The 17181-nt window shown below is 72.2% G+C and carries 15 protein-coding genes and 1 riboswitch; of the genes, 3 read left to right on the forward strand and 12 right to left on the reverse strand.

Translation table 11 applies throughout. The features are described 5' to 3' along the window. Position 1 precedes the first annotated feature (1 nt). The 9 genes from ACFE8Y_RS02175 to ACFE8Y_RS02215 form a co-directional block, all read right to left on the reverse strand. The gene (locus ACFE8Y_RS02175; RefSeq protein ID WP_375462744.1) at positions 2-937 is read right to left on the reverse strand and encodes an ABC transporter permease; all 936 of its coding nucleotides are present in this window, start codon (positions 935-937) and stop codon (positions 2-4) included. Then, the gene (locus tag ACFE8Y_RS02180; RefSeq protein WP_375462745.1) at positions 930-2072 is read right to left on the reverse strand and encodes an ABC transporter permease; all 1143 of its coding nucleotides are present in this window, start codon (positions 2070-2072) and stop codon (positions 930-932) included. Before ACFE8Y_RS02180 ends, ACFE8Y_RS02175 begins: the two co-directional genes overlap by 8 nt. Further along, positions 2065-3564: an ABC transporter ATP-binding protein gene (locus tag ACFE8Y_RS02185; protein WP_375462746.1), complete on the reverse strand. Its 1500-nt coding sequence runs from the start codon at positions 3562-3564 to the stop codon at positions 2065-2067. Before ACFE8Y_RS02185 ends, ACFE8Y_RS02180 begins: the two co-directional genes overlap by 8 nt. 45 nt (positions 3565-3609) lie before the next feature. Beyond that, positions 3610-4698, reverse strand: a complete 1089-nt coding sequence (locus ACFE8Y_RS02190; protein WP_375462747.1) for a BMP family ABC transporter substrate-binding protein — start codon at positions 4696-4698, stop codon at positions 3610-3612. Between the two features lie 181 nt (positions 4699-4879). Further along, a complete protein-coding gene (locus ACFE8Y_RS02195; RefSeq protein WP_375462748.1) occupies positions 4880-5281 on the reverse strand; it encodes a VOC family protein in 402 nt (133 codons plus the stop codon). 1 nt (position 5282) lies between these two features. Then, positions 5283-6296: an isopenicillin N synthase family dioxygenase gene (locus ACFE8Y_RS02200; RefSeq protein ID WP_375462749.1), complete on the reverse strand. Its 1014-nt coding sequence runs from the start codon at positions 6294-6296 to the stop codon at positions 5283-5285. A 137-nt stretch (positions 6297-6433) separates the two neighbouring features. After that, the gene (gene hydA / locus ACFE8Y_RS02205) at positions 6434-7858 is read right to left on the reverse strand and encodes a dihydropyrimidinase (protein WP_375462750.1); all 1425 of its coding nucleotides are present in this window, start codon (positions 7856-7858) and stop codon (positions 6434-6436) included. A gap of 6 nt (positions 7859-7864) precedes the next feature. Further along, complete coding sequence (locus ACFE8Y_RS02210; RefSeq protein ID WP_375462751.1) at positions 7865-8977, reverse strand: ring-opening amidohydrolase; 1113 nt, start codon at positions 8975-8977, stop codon at positions 7865-7867. 124 nt (positions 8978-9101) lie between these two features. Continuing rightward, positions 9102-9824, reverse strand: a complete 723-nt coding sequence (locus ACFE8Y_RS02215) for an aspartate/glutamate racemase family protein (RefSeq protein ID WP_375462752.1) — start codon at positions 9822-9824, stop codon at positions 9102-9104. A 156-nt stretch (positions 9825-9980) separates the two neighbouring features. On the opposite strand from ACFE8Y_RS02215, the gene ACFE8Y_RS02220 reads away from it, so the two are divergent. Next, the gene (locus ACFE8Y_RS02220; protein ID WP_375462753.1) at positions 9981-11789 is read left to right on the forward strand and encodes an adenine deaminase C-terminal domain-containing protein; all 1809 of its coding nucleotides are present in this window, start codon (positions 9981-9983) and stop codon (positions 11787-11789) included. 40 nt (positions 11790-11829) lie between these two features. Here the strand turns inward: ACFE8Y_RS02220 and ACFE8Y_RS02225 are convergent, their stop codons facing one another. From ACFE8Y_RS02225 to ACFE8Y_RS02235, 3 genes are all read right to left on the reverse strand, one after another. Then, complete coding sequence (locus tag ACFE8Y_RS02225) at positions 11830-12798, reverse strand: LysR family transcriptional regulator (RefSeq protein WP_375462754.1); 969 nt, start codon at positions 12796-12798, stop codon at positions 11830-11832. Between the two features lie 168 nt (positions 12799-12966). Beyond that, positions 12967-13230, reverse strand: coding sequence for a hypothetical protein (locus tag ACFE8Y_RS02230; RefSeq protein WP_375462755.1), 264 nt, complete (start codon positions 13228-13230; stop codon positions 12967-12969). Between the two features lie 340 nt (positions 13231-13570). Next, positions 13571-13834: a hypothetical protein gene (locus tag ACFE8Y_RS02235; RefSeq protein ID WP_375462756.1), complete on the reverse strand. Its 264-nt coding sequence runs from the start codon at positions 13832-13834 to the stop codon at positions 13571-13573. A 537-nt stretch (positions 13835-14371) separates the two neighbouring features. On the opposite strand from ACFE8Y_RS02235, the gene ACFE8Y_RS02240 reads away from it, so the two are divergent. Together ACFE8Y_RS02240 and thiC are read left to right on the forward strand one after the other, a co-directional pair. Further along, the gene (locus ACFE8Y_RS02240) at positions 14372-15187 is read left to right on the forward strand and encodes an alpha/beta hydrolase (protein WP_375462757.1); all 816 of its coding nucleotides are present in this window, start codon (positions 14372-14374) and stop codon (positions 15185-15187) included. Between the two features lie 78 nt (positions 15188-15265). After that, positions 15266-15375: riboswitch (TPP riboswitch) on the forward strand. Positions 15376-15449: 74 nt separating this feature from the next. After that, a partial coding sequence (gene thiC, locus ACFE8Y_RS02245) for a phosphomethylpyrimidine synthase ThiC (RefSeq protein ID WP_375462758.1) occupies positions 15450-17181 on the forward strand: 1732 nt, incomplete at its 3' end.

Here is a 17181-nt window from a genome sequence, read left to right on the forward strand (position 1 = left end):
CTCAGCGCCGTTCCTCGCGCAGGTGGGCGATGCCGAGGGCCCGCGGCTCGTGGCCCCGGCCGTCCTGGCGGAGACAGGTCCAGACCATCACGGCCAGGGTCGCGAGGTAGGGCGTCATCAGCACGACGTACTGCGGCAGCGGGAGGCCGACCGCGGCGATGCGCGGGATCAGCGCCTCGATGCCGCCGAACAGGAACGCGCCGGCCAGCGCCCGCCAGGGCTGCCAGCGCGCGAAGATGACGAGGGCGACCGCGATCCAGCCGCGCCCGCCGGCCATGCCCTCGACCCAGATCTTGGCCACGCCCACCGACAGGTAGCCTCCGGCGAGGCCGACGAGGGCGGCCCCGGCCGCGACCGCGCCGTAGCGGGTCGCCGCGACCCCGACGCCGGCGGCGTCGGCGGCGTCGGGCCCGTCCCCGACCGCGCGCAGCTTCAAACCGACCATCGTGCGCGCCAGCGCCCAGGTCGCCAGCGCAAACAGCGGCACCGTGAGGTAGACGACGAGGTCGTGGCCGAACAGGATCGGCCCGAGCCCGGGGATGTCGGCAAGCGGGCCGAGCGGCAGCGGCCCGAGGCCCGCGACGGGCCGGTTCGTCCAGCCCTGGCGCGTGGCGATCACGCCCGTGAGCCCCTGCGCGAGGAAGACGAGGGCGAGGCCGCCGATGACTTGGTTCACCCGCAGAGTGACCACGAGGAACGAGAACAGGAGGGACAGGAGGGCGGCGCCGGCGGCGGCGGCCCCGAGGGCGAGGAACGGATGGTCGCCGACGCCGAGGATGACGCCGATGCCGCTCATGGCGCCGACGAGCAGGAAGCCCTCCGCCCCGAGCGAGAGCACGCCCGCCTTCTCCGTGATGATGAGGCCCAGGGCCGCGAAGGCGTAGGGCAGGGCGAAGCCCGGCGTGTTGGCGAGCCAGTGGACGAGGAAGTCAGCCATCCGACCCCCGCCCCGAGACCCACCGCACCCGGTGGTGGACGAAGAAGTCGGACGCGGCCACGCAGATGACGATCACCGCCTGGATGAGCTGCACCATCGATGCGGGGACGGCGTAGAACACCTGGAGGCTCTGCCCGGCCACGAACAGCACCCCGACGAGGACGGAGGCCGCCAGCGCGCCGAGGGGATCGTTGCGCGCCAGGAACGCGATCAGGATGCCCGAGAAGCCGTAGCCGCTGAAGAACGACTGGGTCATCCGGTACTCGACCCCGGCGCAGACGGTGAACCCGGCGATGCCGGCGAGCGCCCCCGAGAGCAGGGCGGCGGACAGGATCACCCCGGTCATCGGCAGGCCCTGCGCCTCGCCGAGGCGCGGGTTGGCCTCCGCCACGCGGGCGAGGAACCCGAAGCGGCTGACGGCGAGGAACCACCAGCCGAGGGCGATGAGGGCGACCGCCAGGGGCAGCGCCCAGGTCAGGTTCTCCCAGCCGAGTGGGCCCAGGCGCTCGGCGGCGTCGTACTGCTCGGAGTTCGGGAAGCTGCTCGCCGGATCGCGCCACGGGCCGTAGAGCAGGTGCAGGAGGGCGTTGAACGCGACGTAGTTCAGGAGCAGCGTCGAGATGATCTCGTTGAGCCCGAGGCGGATCTTGAGGAGGGCTGGCGCGAGCATCCAGGCCGTGCCGGCGGCCGCGCTGGCCAGCAGCATCAGGACGATGCGGACGGGGGCGGGTCCGACGTCGTGGATCGCCACGGCGGTCGCGGCAACGGCGCCGAAGATCATCTGGCCCTCGATGCCGATGTTCCAGAACCGCACCCGGAACGCCACCGCGGCGGAAAGCCCCACGATCGCCAGGGGCGCCGCCTGGACGAGCACGGCCGAGAGGTTGGTCGGGTTCGTCACCACCGCGACGACGAACTCCTGGACGAGGTCGGACAGGCCCACGCCCGTCGCCACCAGGATCGCCGCGGCCACGGCGAGGCCCGCCCCGATGCCGCCGGCCAGCAGCAGGGCCTGGTACCAGCCCGGGGCGTGCTGGCGGATCTCGACGCTCACCCGCCCCCGGCGGGGCGGCTCGGAGACGCGCCGGATGGCGCCGGACGGGATGGCGAGGGCCTCGGGCCGCGCGTCAGGCATGGTGCACCATCGCCGCGCCGATGGCCTGCCGGTCGGCCGGGGCCGTGAACTCGCCGACGATGGCGCCCCGGCTCATCACGCCGATGCGGTCGGCGACGAGCATCACCTCGTCGAGGTCCTCGCTGATCAGGAGCACGCCGGCGCCCGCGTCGCGGGCTTCGCGCAGGCGGTGGTGCACGTCGAGGGCCGCGCGCACGTCGAGGCCGCGGGCCGGGCTGTGCGCGACGACGAAGCGCGGGGCCTGCGCGAACTCGCGGGCGATGACGAGCTTCTGCGCGTTGCCGCCGGAGAGCAGGCTCGCCTTCTGGCGCGGGCTGCGCGCGCCGCGCACGTCGAAGGCCGCGAGGGCGGCCAGGGTGCCGGCCCGGACCGCGGCGCGGTCCACCCGCAGCCAGCCGCCGAAGCGTCCCGAGCCGATGCCGCTCACCGCGTAGTTGTCCGCCACCGAGAGCTCGCCGGCGAGCGCGTAGGTCTGACGGTCGGCGGGGATGGCGACGAGGCCGCGGGCGCGGCGCAGGCGGGGCGGGGCCGCGGTGATGTCGTCGCCGTCGAGAAGGATGCGTCCGGCCTGCGGCCGGCGCACCCCCATCAGCACCTCGGCGAGCTCGGTCTGGCCGTTCCCGCCGACCCCGGCGATGCCGTAGATCTCGCCCCGGCGGACCGTGAGGCTGGCGCCGTTGAGGGTGCGCAGGCCGTCCGCGCGGGTGCCCACGAGGCCGGCGATGTCGAGGACCGGCGCGCCGGCGCCGGCGCCGGGACGGCGCTCCTGGCGGGTCGTGGCGCCCACCACCATCTCGGTGAGGGACGCGGCCGAGAGGCCGGCGGGGTCGGCGCTTCCCACGACGCGGCCGCCGCGCATGACCGTGACGCGGTCGGCGTGGCGCATCACCTCGCCGAGCTTGTGCGTGACGAGGACGACGGCCGCGCCCTTGCCGGCCAGCGCGCGCATGGTCGCGAGCAGGCCTTCCGCCTCGCGATCGGTGAGGACGGCGGTGGGCTCGTCGAGGATGAGGATGCGCGCGCCCTCGACCAGGACCTTCAGGATCTCGATGCGCTGCTGTTCGGCCACCGACAGGCTGCCCACCGGGCGGGTCAGGTCGACCGAGAAGCCCACGGCCTCGCCCTGGGCGCGGATCGCCGCCTCGACCTCGGCGAGGCCCCGCCCGTAGCGCCGCCCCCCGCGGGCGAGCAGGATGTTCTCGACGGCGTTGAAGGCCTTCACGAGCTTGTAGTGCTGGTGGACCATGCCGATCCCGAGGCGCCGCGCCGCGACGGGCCCGGCAATCTCGACCTCGGCCCCGCGCACGCGGATGCGGCCCCCGTCGGGCCGGTACAGCCCGGCCGCGACGTTCATCAGGGTCGACTTGCCGGCGCCGTTCTCGCCCAGGAGCGCGTGAACCTCGCCGGGGAGGACGGCAAAATCCGCCCCGGTCAGCGCCTGGAATCCGTCGAAGGTCTTCGAGACGCCGAGGAGTTCGAGTGCCGGGACCATGGACGGGGCCGCCTCCCTTGCCTGACAGTGGTGTGCGCCCGGGTGCTACTTCTGGGTGGTCACGCCCTTGACGAACCAATCCATCTTCCAGAGATCGGCGTCGCTGAGCACTTGACCGGCCGCCACGCGCTCCCGGCCGCTGCCGTCCGCCAGCGGGCCGGCGAAGACCTGCTTGCCGTCGACGATGGCTTGGCGCTCGGCCATGATCTTGTCGGCGGCCTCCTTGGGCACCGCCGCGCCGCAGCAGGCGATGTCGGTGCCGCCGTTCTTGATGGTGATGAAGGCGCCGTAGGGCCCGGGCTCCCAGGTGCCGGCGATGACCTTCTTGATCTCGGGGATGAAGAACTTGTCCCACGTCCAGACCGAGGAGCAGATCGTGGCCTTCGGCGCGAACGCGCGCATGTCGCGGTGGTGGCCGGTGCCGAGGATGCCGCGCTCCTGCGCGACGATCTGGGTGGCCGGCGTGTCCACGTGCTGGCCCAGCACGTCGATGCCCTGCTCGAAGAGCGCCTGCGCCGCCGCCCGCTCCTTGACCGGATCGTTCCAGGCGCCGGTGTAGATCACGTTGAGGGTGGCGTTGGGGTTCATCTTGCGCGCCCCGAGTTCGTAGGCGCTGATCGTCCAGTTCACCACGCCGAACGGGTTGGCGGCCACGAAGCCGAGCTTGCCGGTCTTCGAGGCGGCGCCCGCGGCCATGCCGCACAGGTACTGGCTCTCGTAGGTGCGCCCGTAGACGGCTTCGAGGTTCGGGCCGTTGGTGGTCCCCGACAGGTTGAGGAAGGCGACGTCGGGATACTTCTCGGCGAGTTCCTTGAAGGTGTCGGAGTAGCCGAACGCCGTGCCGAGGATGATGTTGTGCCCGCGCTTGATGAAGAGCTCGACCACGGGGCGGATGGCGGTGGCGTTCTCCTTCACGCCCTCCACGACCGGGATCTTGAGGCCAAGCGCCGCCTCGATGCGCACGCGCGCCTCCTCGGCGGCCTGGGACCAGCCGCCGTCGTTCTTCTCCCCGAAGAGCACCATGGCGATTTTGGGCTCGCCCTTGAGCTTGAACGGCGCCGCCGCGCCCGGCAGGGTCGACAGCAGGAGGCAGACGGTTCCTGCGGTCAGGGCCTTGAGAACGGATCGGATCATGTCGTGCAAACCCCCGGTTGGACGGCCCCGTCGGTGCGGGGCCGGGTGGAAATGGGTTGAAGCCTCGTGACGTCGCATCGTCTTCGCGCGCGCCGGTGTCCGCCCCGCGCGAAGAGGCTTCGGGAACCTCGGCGCCGTTCGGCTTCGGCGCTCATCGTGACGCGGCCGTCGACCGAGGCCCTCATAGGACCGTGTTGATCCGGAAGACGTTTTCCTCCGGATCGGTGAGGACGGCCTGATACCAGTGGTAGTAGGTCTCGTAGGGCGGCTTGATCAGGCTCGCTCCGGCCGCCACCGCGACGGGCACGAGCGCATCGACCTCCGCCCGCCCCGCGACATCGAAGTTCAGCAGGAAGCTGACGCCCGTCGCGTCGGCGTGCGCGGCGAGCCCCAGAAGGCCGTAGGCCTCCTGGGCGTTGAAGCCGATGCACGTGCCGCCCGCGTCGAGCCCCCGGAAGATCGGCGAGCGGATCGCCTCGACCTCCGCGAACCCGAAGACCGACCGGTAGAAGTCCGGCAGGGCCTGGAGGTCGCGGGTGAAGACGTTGACGTAGGAGAGCGTCGCCGCGGGGGGGCTGGCCACGTCAGGCGGCCTTCTCGCCCTTGCCGAAGGTCGTCTGCTTGACGAACTTGCTGCGCAGGTGGTCCCCGGACGAGACGGAGGCGTACTTCGCCGGGCGCTCGGGGCCCTGGCAGGTCGGCAGGCAGGTCACCGCCGCGTCGTAGTTCGGCTGATGGAAGAAGACGATCGACAGGCGGTCCACGTTCTCCGGCGAGCCGAACTCCGGGTTGACGACGCGGTGCACCGTCGAGGACCAGACGTCGTTGGTCCATTGCTGCATGAGGTCGCCGATGTTGACGATGAACGTCCCCGGGATCACCGGCACGTCGACCCACTCGCCGAGCTTGTTCTTCACCTGCAGGCTCTTGTCGGAGAGCTCCTTGCGCAGGATCGTCATGCTGCCGTAATCCGAGTGCGCGCCGGCCCGCAGTTGCCCCGGAAGCGGCAGGCTCGTCTGCGCCGGGTAGCGCAGCACCCGCATCATCGAGATGTTGCGATCGATGGTCGCGTCGAAGTAATTCTCGTCGAGCTTCAGCGCCAGGGCGAAGATCCGCATCAGGTCCCGCGCCAGCGCGTCGACCGCCCGGAAGTACGCCTCCCAGACCGTCTTCAGCTCTGCCGGCTCGGTCGGCCAGATATTCCTGGCGAAGTGCGGCCCGGCGGCCTCGCCGACGTAGTACGGATCGTTCCCAGGCACGTCGACCGGGCCGATCGACAGGGATTCCTTGATGTCCGGCGGTGTCGGCTCGTCGAGGCTGAAGGACAGCCCCTCGCCGCCGACGGCGCTGTAGCCGCGGACCTGATCCGGCGCCGGACGATCGACCGCGAGCTTCTCCGCGTGGGGCCGGGCGAAGAAGGCCCGCGAGACCTCGTAGGTCCGCGCGATGAGGTCTTCGGGGATGCCGTGGCCGGACACGACGAGGAAGCCGATGTCCCGGCAGGCCTGATCGACCTGGGCCGCCACCGCGGCCCGGCCCTCCGGCGTTCCCTCGCGGTAGGGCGCGAGGTCGATGACGGGCACGTGAAGGAGGGTCATGGTTCCACCCCGAGTTTGACCATGTGGTCCGATATTCCAATCAGCAAGCGGCGTGCCACGATGCCGTGCGCCGCAGGATCATGGCTCGTGGCCTCGGAGGGGCCCGACGCCTCGGGGGCGGGCTTCGAGACCCGGCCTCAGGCGGCCATGCCGCCGCGATCGACCGTGCGGTCGATGACCTGGCCCCATCCGGGCTCCCCGACGACGCGGCCCGCCTCGGCGACGACCTCGCCGCGCACGATCGTCATCACCGGCCAGCCGGTGACGGGAAAGCCCTCCCAGGGCGTGTAGTCCGCGCCGTGGTGAAGGTTTTCCTGCCGGATCGTCTCGCACCGGTTCGGGTCCCACAGCGTGAGGTCGGCATCGAAACCGGGGCCGATCGAGCCCTTGCGGGGGTAGAGCCCATAGAGCTTGGCGTGGTTGGTCGCCGTGAGCGCCACGAAGCGGTTGAGCGAGATCCGGCCCTTCGAGACCCCTTCGGAGAACAGGACCGGCAGCCGGGTCTCGATGCCGGGGATGCCGTTCGGAATCCAGCGGAAGGAGGTTCTCCCGCGCGGGTTCAGCTTGCCGGCCTCGTCCGCGTAGCGGAACGGGCAATGGTCGGAGTAGACGATCTCGAAGACCCCGCGCTGGAGGCCCGACCAGATCGCGGCCTGGTTGCCGGCATCGCGGGGCGGCGGCGAGCAGACGTACTTGGCGCCGGCCATGGCGTCGTCCGAGCCGAGGCCCTTCATCGCCTCGGCGTTGAGGGTAAGGTATTGCGGGCAGGTCTCGGCGTGGATCTCCAGCCCGCGCGCGCGGGTCCAGGCCACCTGCTCCATCGCCTCGCGCCCGGAGACGTGCACGATCACGATCGGCAGGTCGACGAGTTCGGCGTGGCTGATCGCCCGGTGCGTCGCCTCGCGCTCGACGAGTTCGGGGCGGGACAGGGCGTGGCCGTAGGGCGAGGTCTGCCCGGCCCGCTCCAGGCGCTCGGTCATGTGGCGGATCGCGTCGTAGCCCTCGGCGTGGACCATCACGCGGGCGCCGGTGCTGCGGGCCACCGCGAACACGTCGAGGATCTGGCGGTCGTTCAGGACGAGGTCGTCGTAGGTCATGAAGACCTTGAACGAGGTGTAGCCGGCCGCGATCAGCGCCGGCAGCTCCTGGCCGAGCACGGCGGGCGTCGGATCGGACACGATCAGGTGGATGGCCACGTCGACGTGGCACCGGCCCACAGCCTGCGCCCGGTATGCGGTCGCGGCCTCGCACAGGCTAGCGCCGCGCGGCTGGAGTGCGAAGGGCATGACGCAGGTGTTGCCGCCCGCGGCGGCGGCCCGCGTCGCCGAGGCGAAATCGTCGGCCATGACGATGCCGGGCCCGGAGGGCTGGGCGATGTGGACGTGGCTGTCGATGCCGCCGGGCAGGACGAGCAGGCCGCCCGCGTCGATCACGCGCGCGGCATCCGCGATCCGGTCGGCGACCGCCGCGATGCGCCCGCCGCGGACGCCGACATCGGCGCGGATCGTGTCGGTGGCGGTGACCACGGTGCCGCCGCGGATCGCGAGGTCGAACGCGGGCATGGTTCCTCAATCCTTGATGCGGGCGATGATCGCCACCGGCCCGCCGCCGTCCGGCCCCTGGTGCTCGGCGCCGCCCGAGACGAACAGGTCGGTGCGTCCGATCACGGCGGCCGCGACCCCGCCGACCAGGGCGCGGGCGTGGCGGGTCGCGTTGATGTCGCTGTCGTCGTTCATGACGTGGCGCAGGCCCCGGATGCAACCGTCGCGCGACGGCTCGGCCTTGGCGAGCAGGGCGACGACCCGCCCGGCCTGCTCCGGCGCGAGCTGGCCCGCGGCCGCGAGCCCCAGGTCGGTGAGCGCGTCCCGGACCGCGGACAGATCGATGCCGTCCCGCATGACGCGGTGCGCGATGGCGCAGGGTCCGCTCCAGCCGGGGGCGTTGCCGAGCACGATCACCTCGTTGCGCATCAGCTCGATGCCCGCCGAGGCGCTGGCGCGGCCGGAGAACAGGTCGCGCCGCGCGCAGACCGCGCCGTCGTCGAGGTCGGCCTCGGCGATTTCCCCGAGGGCGAGCCCGATGCCGAGCGCCGAGGCGCCGCGCGAGAAGCCCATCGAGGCGTAGGTGTCGCGGGTGACGGTCCCGTGCCCGCGCCCCTCGGCCTCGGCGATGCGCGCGCTCGTCAGCAGCGGGCACTTCACCTGGACGAGGTGAACGTCGGCCGGGTCCGTCAGGCCCGCCGAGGCCATGGCGCGCGCGACCGCCGCGGCGGTGGCGCGGATCTGCGCCATGCGCCCGATCGCCTCGGGACGAACGTCGTCGGTGAAGGCGACGCCGACCGCGAGGGCCTTCGCGGCGCGCTCCCCCGCCTCCGCGGTCTCGCGCCGTGCCAGGACGAGGAGGTGGGGCGAGAGCCCGCCCTCGGTGCCGCCCGACATGACCAGGGCGACGCGCCGTCCGACCGCCTCCGGCGCGCAGCCGAGGTGATCCGCGAGCGCGGCCTCGAGCGCGGCCACGGCGAGTGGGCGCGAGAAGTCGTTGACGCAGCCGTTGCCCTCCGTCTTGCCGAAGATCGCCACGATCTCCCGCGCCGCGACCCGCCCGGATTCGATCAGCGCGGCAAGGCCGGAGACGTCGGCGGGATGCCGGGCGGGCAGGCGGAAAGCGAGGCATTCGGGCACGGGCGGGTCCTCGATGAGCGGTCGGAGCAGTGCGGGATCGGGTTGGTCGGAGGCGGCATCGGGCCGATTTTCGATCGGCCCGATGCCGCCCGGTCAGCAGGCGCACGATCGGGCAGGGAATGCCTCATGCGCGGGCGAGCATGTGTGCCAGCGCAGGGCTGAGGCCGACGCTCTCCGCCGGAGCGCGCGCGGCACCACCACCCGGCATGCCCGCCGCGGCGAGCACCGCGCGGGTGCCGGCCTCGACCGAGCAGATCACGGGCACGGGGACGCGGGGCTGGAGCCGTCGGCTCAAGCCGGCGAGCGCCGCGCCGCCGAGGATCACGGTCTCGGCGCCGTCCTCCGCGCAGGCCCGGCACGCCGCGGCCAGCCGGTCGAGGGCCGCGTCGGGCTCGCGCGCGATCTCAGCCCCCGTCGGCGCAATGGCGCGCACGCCGGCAAACCGTCCGGACAGGCCGAGCGTTGTGACCATCTCGGCGAGGATCGGCGGCCACAGGGTCCCGCCCGTCACGATGGCGAAGCGCCCGGGCCGGTCCGCCGCCGCTCGGCAGGACGCCTCGACCATGCCGACCACCGGCACGGGCGCGACCTCGCGCAGCGCGGCTAGGCCCGGATCGCCGAAGCAGGCGAGGTAGACCGCATCGCACCCCGCGACGTGCGCGGCGAGGCAGTCGAGGGCGGCGTGTCCCGCGATCGCCAGCGACGCGCGGCTCGCGATGTAGCGTGCGCCGAAGCGGGCCGTCACGGGCACGAGGTCGACGGCCTCCCCGGCGATGGACCGGACATGGCCTGCGACGAGGTCGGTCACGCCCGCGCTCGTGTTCGGATTGATCAGGAGGATGCGCATGGATCTCGCCCGGGTTCCGCGGCGGGACGCAAGGGGCGTGCGCCGCGGATCTCCGCGCGGACGCCCGGTTCGGGACGCCGCGTCCGGCCTGAGCGGCGGGACCGTGGCATGATGCGTGCCCGCCCCGCCATCCGTTCCCGGAGTTCGAAGGACCCGATGACCCGTTCCGCGCCGCTGACCCGCTTCTCCGTCGCACCACTCGCGACCATGACGCGACGCCTCGCCGAGGTCGCCCGCGGCGCCGCGGAGCCGGACCTCGTCATCACCGGCGCGCGGGCGCTCTCGACCTACTCCGAGCGCATCCTGCCCGAGCGCGAGGTCTGGATTTCGGGCGGGCGCATCGCCGCGGTGAAGCAAGCGGGCAGCCACCGGGGCGCAGCGCCGCGCTACGACGCGGCCGGCGGCCTGATCGCGCCGGGGCTCGTCGACCCGCACCTGCACATCGAGAGCAGCATGGTCACCGCCTGCGCCTACGCCGAGGCCGCGCTGATCAACGGCACCACGACGATCGTCTGCGACAGCCACGAGATCGGCAACGTCCTCGACGCCGACGGCGTCGCGTGGATGCTGGAGGATTCCCGCGCGGCGCCCCTCAACATCTACCTCACCGTGCCGAGCACCGTGCCCGCGACGACGGCCGCGTTCGAGACCGCGGGCGGCGACCTGACGCCGGAGAAGATCGCGGCCCTCTTCGACGCGTGGCCCGAGGCGCTGGCCCTGGGCGAGAAGATGGACTTCGTCGCCGTGGCCACGGGCGATGCCCGGGCGCACGCGATCATCGCCGCGGCCCTGGAGCGCGGGCGCCCGGTCTCGGGCCACGTCTACGGCCGCGACTTCGTCGCCGCCTACGCGGCGAGCGGCGTCACCGACACCCACGAGGCGATCGACCGGGACATCGCCGACGACCTCCTGGAGGCCGGCCTGTGGATCTTCCTGCGCGGCGGGCCGCCGACGACGCCCTGGCACAGCCTGCCCCGGGCGATCGGCACGGTGACGGATTACGGCGCGGCCTGGAAGCGGGTCTGCGTCTGCACCGACGACCGCGACGCCGAGGACCTCCTCGCCTTCGGGCTCGACTGGGTGGTGCGGGAGGCGGTGCGGATGGGCATCCCGAAGGCGGCGGCCTGGGCGATGGGCTCGCTGCACCCGGCGACCCGCTACGGCCTCGACGGGGAGATCGGCGGCCTGGGCGGCGGGCGGCGGGCCGACCTCGTGCTGCTCGACGACGACCTCGTGCCGCGCGCGACGTGGTACGGCGGCGAATGCGTGGTGGAGGACCGCCGGCCCACCCCCCGCCTGGAAGAGGCGCTCGCGCGGCCCTACCGCTACCCGGCCCGCGCCTACGCCACGGTGCGCCTGCCCGATCCGTTGCCGGCCCTGGTGCCGCCGCTCCCGTCCGCGCCCTGCACGGTCAACGCCATCCGCACGACGCTGCCCGGCATCGAGCTGACCCACGAGCGCGTCGCCCTCGCGCCGGGCCCGGACTGGGCGCGGACCCTCGCGGACCACGACCTCTGCCACGTCGCGGTGATCGAGCGGCACGGGCTCGCCGGTCACGTCGCCCACGGCCTGCTGCGCGCCTTCGGCCTGAAGCGCGGAGCGGTGGCGAGCAGCGTCGGGCACGATTCGCACAACCTGATCGTCGCCGGGCTGAACGAGGCCGACATGCGCGTCGCGGTCGCGGCGATCGCGGGGCACCAGGGCGGCGTCTGCGTCGTCGAGGACGGGACGGTCGCGGCGATGGTGCCGCTGCCGGTCGCCGGGCTGCTCTCGGACGCGCGCGTCGGCGCCGTCGCCGAGGCGGTGCGGGGGCTGAAGGCGGCGTGGGCGCGCGCCGGCTGCACGATCCCCTACATGGGCTTCAACCTGATCCCGCTCTCGGTGATCCCGCAGATCCGCATCACTGACAAGGGGCTGGTGCTGGTGCCGGAGATGCGTCAGGTGCCGCTGTTCGAGGCGGCCTGAGGACTGCGGCGCAGGCCGCCGCCGGTTCGCGCGGAGCCGCTCAGGTCGTCGGTATGGAAGCGGACAGTTCCGCGTAGCGCGGGATCGCGAACATGTCGGACTTCGACAGGTCGGCCTCCGCCTGCTCGGCCAGCCGCCGGATCAGCCAGCGCGCGGCGGGTCCCGGCGGCGTGTCGGTGCGATAGATCGCGCTGAAGTCGAGCCGCCGCTGCATCATCTCCGGGATGTCCAGCAGGACGAGCCGGCCCGCGGCGAGATCCGCCTCGACCCGGGGCCTCGGCATGCTGCCCCAGCCGATTCCGGACAATAGCAGCGCGTGCTTGGCGCCGAGGTCGGCCAGCCGCCACGTGTGGGTCGCGTGCACCGCGAAGTCCCGGCCCGTCGTCAGGGGCGAGCGGTCGGAGAGCACGAGCTGCGTGTGGTCGCGCGCGTCTCCGGGCGCGTTGACCGCGGCGCGGGCGAGGGGGTGCGTGGGTGCTGCGACCGGCACCATCTCGACCGACCCGACGGCGGTCCGCTCGATGATGTCGATGCCCGTGTGCAGCGGGCCGCTGATGCCGACGATGGCCCGGCGCTCGACCACGTACTGCGTGACGGCGCCGAGCGACTCGACGTGCAGCCGGAGGTCGACCGTCGGGAAGGTCTCCTGGAAGCTCCGGAGCGCGTCGACGAGCCGGGCGATCGGCAGCATCACGTCGACGACGATGTTCACCTCGGATTCCAGGCCGCCGAGCAGGCCGCTGACCTTGGCGCGCAGCGCGTCGATCCCGTGCGCGACGGTGCGCGCCTCCGCGAGCACGGCGCGGCCGGCCTCGGTCAACTGGGGCTTGCGCGTCGCCTCGCGGTCGAAGAGCGGCAGGCCGAGCTGCTGCTCCAGGTTGGCGATGGCGTAGCTGACCACGGAGGTCGCACGATGGAGGCGGCGCCCGGCCGCCGCGAAGCTGCCGGCCTCGACCACGCACAGGAAGACCCGCAATTGGTCGAGCGTCGGTGTTCCGGGACCCTGCATGCCGATGTCCTCGCACGGTCGGCGCCCGGCGCCGCGATGGTCTCGACAAGCAAGCGCGGCGCCGCCTCGTCCGAAGCGGAGTCCGGGAAACGACGAAGCCGGTCCCGCGACGGCGGAACCGGCTCCCGGGTGGAGGCTGCGGGCGGCTCTTCCCGCCCGCGTTGGTGCTCAGCGACGGGTCGGCTCGCCGCGACGGCTGCGGACGACCGAGCCCGTCGTCAGGGCGTCGTCAGCGCTCGGCGCGACGCTGGTCCGGCGGTCGTCGCCGAAGCGATCGCTGCCGTACCGAGACGTGCCGTTCTGCCAAGCCGCGCCGCTCTGTGCGGCCTGAGCCGGGATGCCGGCGGGCGCGGTGTAGCTCTGCGCCTGCGCGGCCGTGCCGGCGGTCAGGAGCGAGAGGGCGAGCACGGACGCGGTGAGGATACGGGACATGGTGGACTCCGTTGATCTGAAGCGGTGGCGGCCACCTCGGCCGCCAGCTGATGGACGGAAGATGGCTCCGGACGGATCGTCGGAAAACCCGAATTAAATCGAACGAAACATTCGATGGAGTTGAAAAGTTGGCCCGCGATGCGGCGCGAGGCCGAGACGGTCACACGATCGGTTCGTCACGACGAAGCGCCTCGAACGCGGCGTATCCCCGTCGCCGGGGCGATGTTCGGAGCGCACCCGCGCAATGTTGGCATGAGCGTCGAGCGGGTCCGCAGGACGAACCCTGCGGACCCGCTCAGCCCTGCCGCGGGCGACCGTCTCCGGCCCCCGCCGTCGAGCGTCAGCGGCCGGCGCCGACCCGCTCGCCGCGCTGCCCGCGCAGCGAACCCGTGACGAGGCCGTCCTCGACGACGTAGCCGCGCGGCGCGTAACCGCGCGGGTCGCGGCCCTGCGCATCGAGGAGGTTCGGCAGGGCGGCACGGCCTTCGAGGCCGCCGGGGGCGGCCGCGGCCGGGATGCCGGCCGGGGCGTTGTAGCTCTGCGCAAAGGCGGAGGAGGTCAGGGCGAGGCCGAGGGCGGCGCCCAGGATGATGCGTGCGGTCATGGCTTGGTTTCCAGGTTTGTTCAGGTGCCGCAGATAAGCAGCCACGCCGCTCCAAGTTCCTGTATTTTGTGCATGCCTGCCGCGTGAATCATCAGTTTATGCAATAAAAATGTGCATTCACTGCGTCCTAAGTCGTGATGGTGCCAGATCCCGGATGCGGGCGTGCGGCGAAGCACTACGCAAGAGCGTTGCTTCTCAGCAGCTTGAGCTTCGAGCTCAGGATCCCTGCCTCGTACATAGGCAGGTTGGCACGGATCTTTCGCAGGATGTGCGATTCGGCACGCCTTCGTCGATCTTCGGCCGCCGGTTCGCGGCGTCGGGCGAAATCGCGCCAACGAAGACCTGACGGGGCACCCGCGCCCCGCCAGACGCGCACATGCGCCGAGCCGGAACAGGAGCCTGTCGCCGCACCGAGATCGCGGGCGGGACGGGCCTCGACGCGCGGACGGTCCTCGGTCACCTTGAGCCGGCCTCTCCGGTCCGCGGCGGCGCGGCCAGACCCAAATTCGGCACGGCGCCGCGGATAGGAGCGCGTCGATGACAGTCCTGACCCAGGCCCAATGCGACGCGGCCTACGACAACGGCGCGGCCGTTCTCGATGTGGGAGACCTCACGGCGCGGAGGATCGCCGCGTCCGCGGCGTGGCGCGCGGCGCATCCGGCCCACCTGGACATCCCCTACGCCCCGGCTGTGCGCACGAAGTGGGACCTGTTCCCCGCCGCCGACCCGGCCGCGCCTTGCTTCGTGTTCGTCCACGGCGGCTGGTGGCAGTTCGGCGCCCGTGAGGAGAACGCCGTCGCGGCCGCGGGCCTTTCCGCGCACGGCTGGTCGGTCGCGCTGCCCGGCTACACGCTCGCGCCCGAGGCGAGCCTGACGCGGATCGTCGGGGAGATCGGCACCGCGCTCGACTGGCTGCGGGACAACGGCGCCGCCCACGGCATCTCCGGTCCGGTCCTCCTCGCGGGCTGGTCGGCGGGGGCGCTCCTGGCGATCCTGAACCTGTCGCACCCGACGGTCCGCGCCGGTCTCGCCTTCTCCGGCGCCTACGAGCTGGGGCCGATCCGCGACACGTACCTCGACGCGAAGCTGCGCCTGACCGGGGCGGAGATCGCGGCGCTGTCGCCGCTGCGGTTGCCGCCGACCTCCAAGCCGCTGTCGCTGGCCTTCGGCGCCGATGAGCTGGCCGCGCTCGTGAGCGACGGGCGCGCGCTGCACGCGCACCGCCGCGCGGTCGATCCTGTCGGCCGGGTTCTGGCGCTGGCCGGGCTGAACCACTTCACGATCTACCACGCGCTGACCGAGCCCGACGGCGCCCTGGTGCGGGAGGCGCTGCGGCTCGCGTCCCGGTGGTGACGCGAAGGCCGCCGGGACGATGACCGCGTCCCGGACGAAGGCGCGGATTGACAAAGCCGGATGGGACGCGGAAGTTTAAGACATTCCGAGGGGGGCCCCGCATCCGGGGGGCTGAGAGTGGACCCGAAGTCCTGACCCTTGAACCTGATCCGGCTCATACCGGCGGAGGGACGGGAACCTGCGGCGCCACGTCTCGCGCGTCCGCCGCCTCATCTCAGCGCCGCACCGTGACGGATCGCCCCAACGCCGGGAGAGACCCACGATGAACGCGCCCGTCCTGCCCAAAGACGTGAAGGCAAAGGAAGTCTCGGGAAGCCCCGAGACCGTGACCACGGGGCCGGTCACCGGCTCGCGCAAAGTCTACGCGACCGTCGCCGGCCGTGACGACATCCGCGTGCCGTTCCGCGAGATCGTGCTGAGCGATGCGAGCGAGGCGCCGGTGCGCGTCTACGATCCCTCCGGCCCCTACACCGAGACGGATGCCCGGATCGACCTCGCCCGGGGGCTGACGGGCGTGCGCGAGCCGTGGCTGGCCAAGCGCGGCTTCGCGGCCGTCCAGCCCCGCGCGGTCAAGCCCGAGGACAACGGCTTCGTGCCCGCCGACAAGCTCGTGGCTCCGTGCCCCGCCGAGCGGATCATCCGCAGGGCCGGCCCCGGCCAGATGGCGACGCAGTACGAGTTCGCCCGCGCCGGGATCATCACCGAGGAGATGATGTTCGTGGCGCACCGCGAGAATGCATGTCGGGAGGCGATGCTCGAGGGGGCCAAAGCCGCCTTGGCGGATGGGGAAAGCTTCGGCGCCTCGATCCCGCCCTTCATCACGCCGGAATTCGTGCGCGACGAGGTGGCGCGCGGGCGCGCCATCATCCCGGCCAACATCAACCACACCGAGCTGGAGCCGATGGCGATCGGCCGGAACTTCCTGGTGAAGATCAACGCCAACATCGGCAACTCGGCCGTCACCTCCTCGGCGGCGGAAGAAGTGGAGAAGCTGGTCTGGTCGATCCGCTGGGGCGCCGACACGGTCATGGACCTGTCGACGGGGCGCAACATCCACAACATCCGCTCGTGGATCATCCGCAACGCCCCCGTGCCGATCGGCACCGTCCCGATCTACCAGGCGCTGGAGAAGGTCGGCGGCGACCCGCTCAAGCTCGACTGGGAGGTGTTCAAGGACACCCTCATCGAGCAGGCCGAGCAGGGCATCGACTACTTCACGATCCACGCCGGTGTGCGCTTGGCTCACGTTCCGCTGACCGCTCGGCGCGTGACGGGCATCGTCTCCCGCGGCGGCTCGATCATGGCGCGGTGGTGCCTTGCGGGCCACCGGGAATCGTTCCTCTACGAGCGCTTCGAGGAGATCTGCGACATCTGCCGGGCCTACGACGTGTCGTTCTCGCTCGGCGACGGGTTGCGGCCCGGTTCGATCGCGGATGCCAACGACGCGGCGCAGTTCGCCGAGCTGGAGACGCTGGGCGAACTCACCAAGATCGCCTGGAACAAGGGTTGCCAGGTGATGATCGAAGGGCCGGGCCACGTGCCGATGCACAAGGTCAAGCTCAACATGGAGAAGCAGCTCGCCGAATGCGGCGAGGCGCCGTTCTACACGCTCGGGCCCCTGACCACCGACATCGCGCCGGGCTACGACCACATCACCTCCGGGATCGGCGCGGCGATGATCGGCTGGTTCGGCTGCGCGATGCTCTGCTACGTCACGCCTAAGGAGCATCTGGGCCTGCCCAACCGCGACGACGTGAAGACCGGCGTCATCACCTACAAGATCGCCGCCCACGCCGCCGATCTCGCCAAGGGCCACCCGGCGGCGCAACTGCGCGACGACGCCCTGTCCCGCGCCCGCTTCGACTTCCGCTGGGAGGACCAGTTCAACCTCGGGCTCGACCCGGACACGGCCCGCGCCTACCACGACGAGACCCTGCCCAAGGACGCGCACAAGGTCGCGCATTTCTGCTCGATGTGCGGGCCGAAGTTCTGCT

This window comes from uncultured Methylobacterium sp. (assembly GCF_964242245.1).
Lineage (GTDB): Bacteria > Pseudomonadota > Alphaproteobacteria > Rhizobiales > Beijerinckiaceae > Methylobacterium.

What these genes read in the sequence shown, in the direction of transcription:
- ACFE8Y_RS02215 (WP_375462752.1), bottom strand. Translation starts at nt 9,824, where the DNA reads ATGCGCATCCTCCTGATCAATCCGAACACGAGCGCGGGCGTGACCGAC.
- ACFE8Y_RS02220 (WP_375462753.1), top strand. Translation starts at nt 9,981, where the DNA reads ATGACCCGTTCCGCGCCGCTGACCCGCTTCTCCGTCGCACCACTCGCG.
- ACFE8Y_RS02225 (WP_375462754.1), bottom strand. Translation starts at nt 12,798, where the DNA reads ATGCAGGGTCCCGGAACACCGACGCTCGACCAATTGCGGGTCTTCCTG.
- ACFE8Y_RS02185 (WP_375462746.1), bottom strand. Translation starts at nt 3,564, where the DNA reads ATGGTCCCGGCACTCGAACTCCTCGGCGTCTCGAAGACCTTCGACGGA.
- ACFE8Y_RS02240 (WP_375462757.1), top strand. Translation starts at nt 14,372, where the DNA reads ATGACAGTCCTGACCCAGGCCCAATGCGACGCGGCCTACGACAACGGC.
- ACFE8Y_RS02180 (WP_375462745.1), bottom strand. Translation starts at nt 2,072, where the DNA reads ATGCCTGACGCGCGGCCCGAGGCCCTCGCCATCCCGTCCGGCGCCATC.
- ACFE8Y_RS02190 (WP_375462747.1), bottom strand. Translation starts at nt 4,698, where the DNA reads ATGATCCGATCCGTTCTCAAGGCCCTGACCGCAGGAACCGTCTGCCTC.
- ACFE8Y_RS02175 (WP_375462744.1), bottom strand. Translation starts at nt 937, where the DNA reads ATGGCTGACTTCCTCGTCCACTGGCTCGCCAACACGCCGGGCTTCGCC.
- ACFE8Y_RS02200 (WP_375462749.1), bottom strand. Translation starts at nt 6,296, where the DNA reads ATGACCCTCCTTCACGTGCCCGTCATCGACCTCGCGCCCTACCGCGAG.
- ACFE8Y_RS02235 (WP_375462756.1), bottom strand. Translation starts at nt 13,834, where the DNA reads ATGACCGCACGCATCATCCTGGGCGCCGCCCTCGGCCTCGCCCTGACC.
- ACFE8Y_RS02230 (WP_375462755.1), bottom strand. Translation starts at nt 13,230, where the DNA reads ATGTCCCGTATCCTCACCGCGTCCGTGCTCGCCCTCTCGCTCCTGACC.
- hydA (WP_375462750.1), bottom strand. Translation starts at nt 7,858, where the DNA reads ATGCCCGCGTTCGACCTCGCGATCCGCGGCGGCACCGTGGTCACCGCC.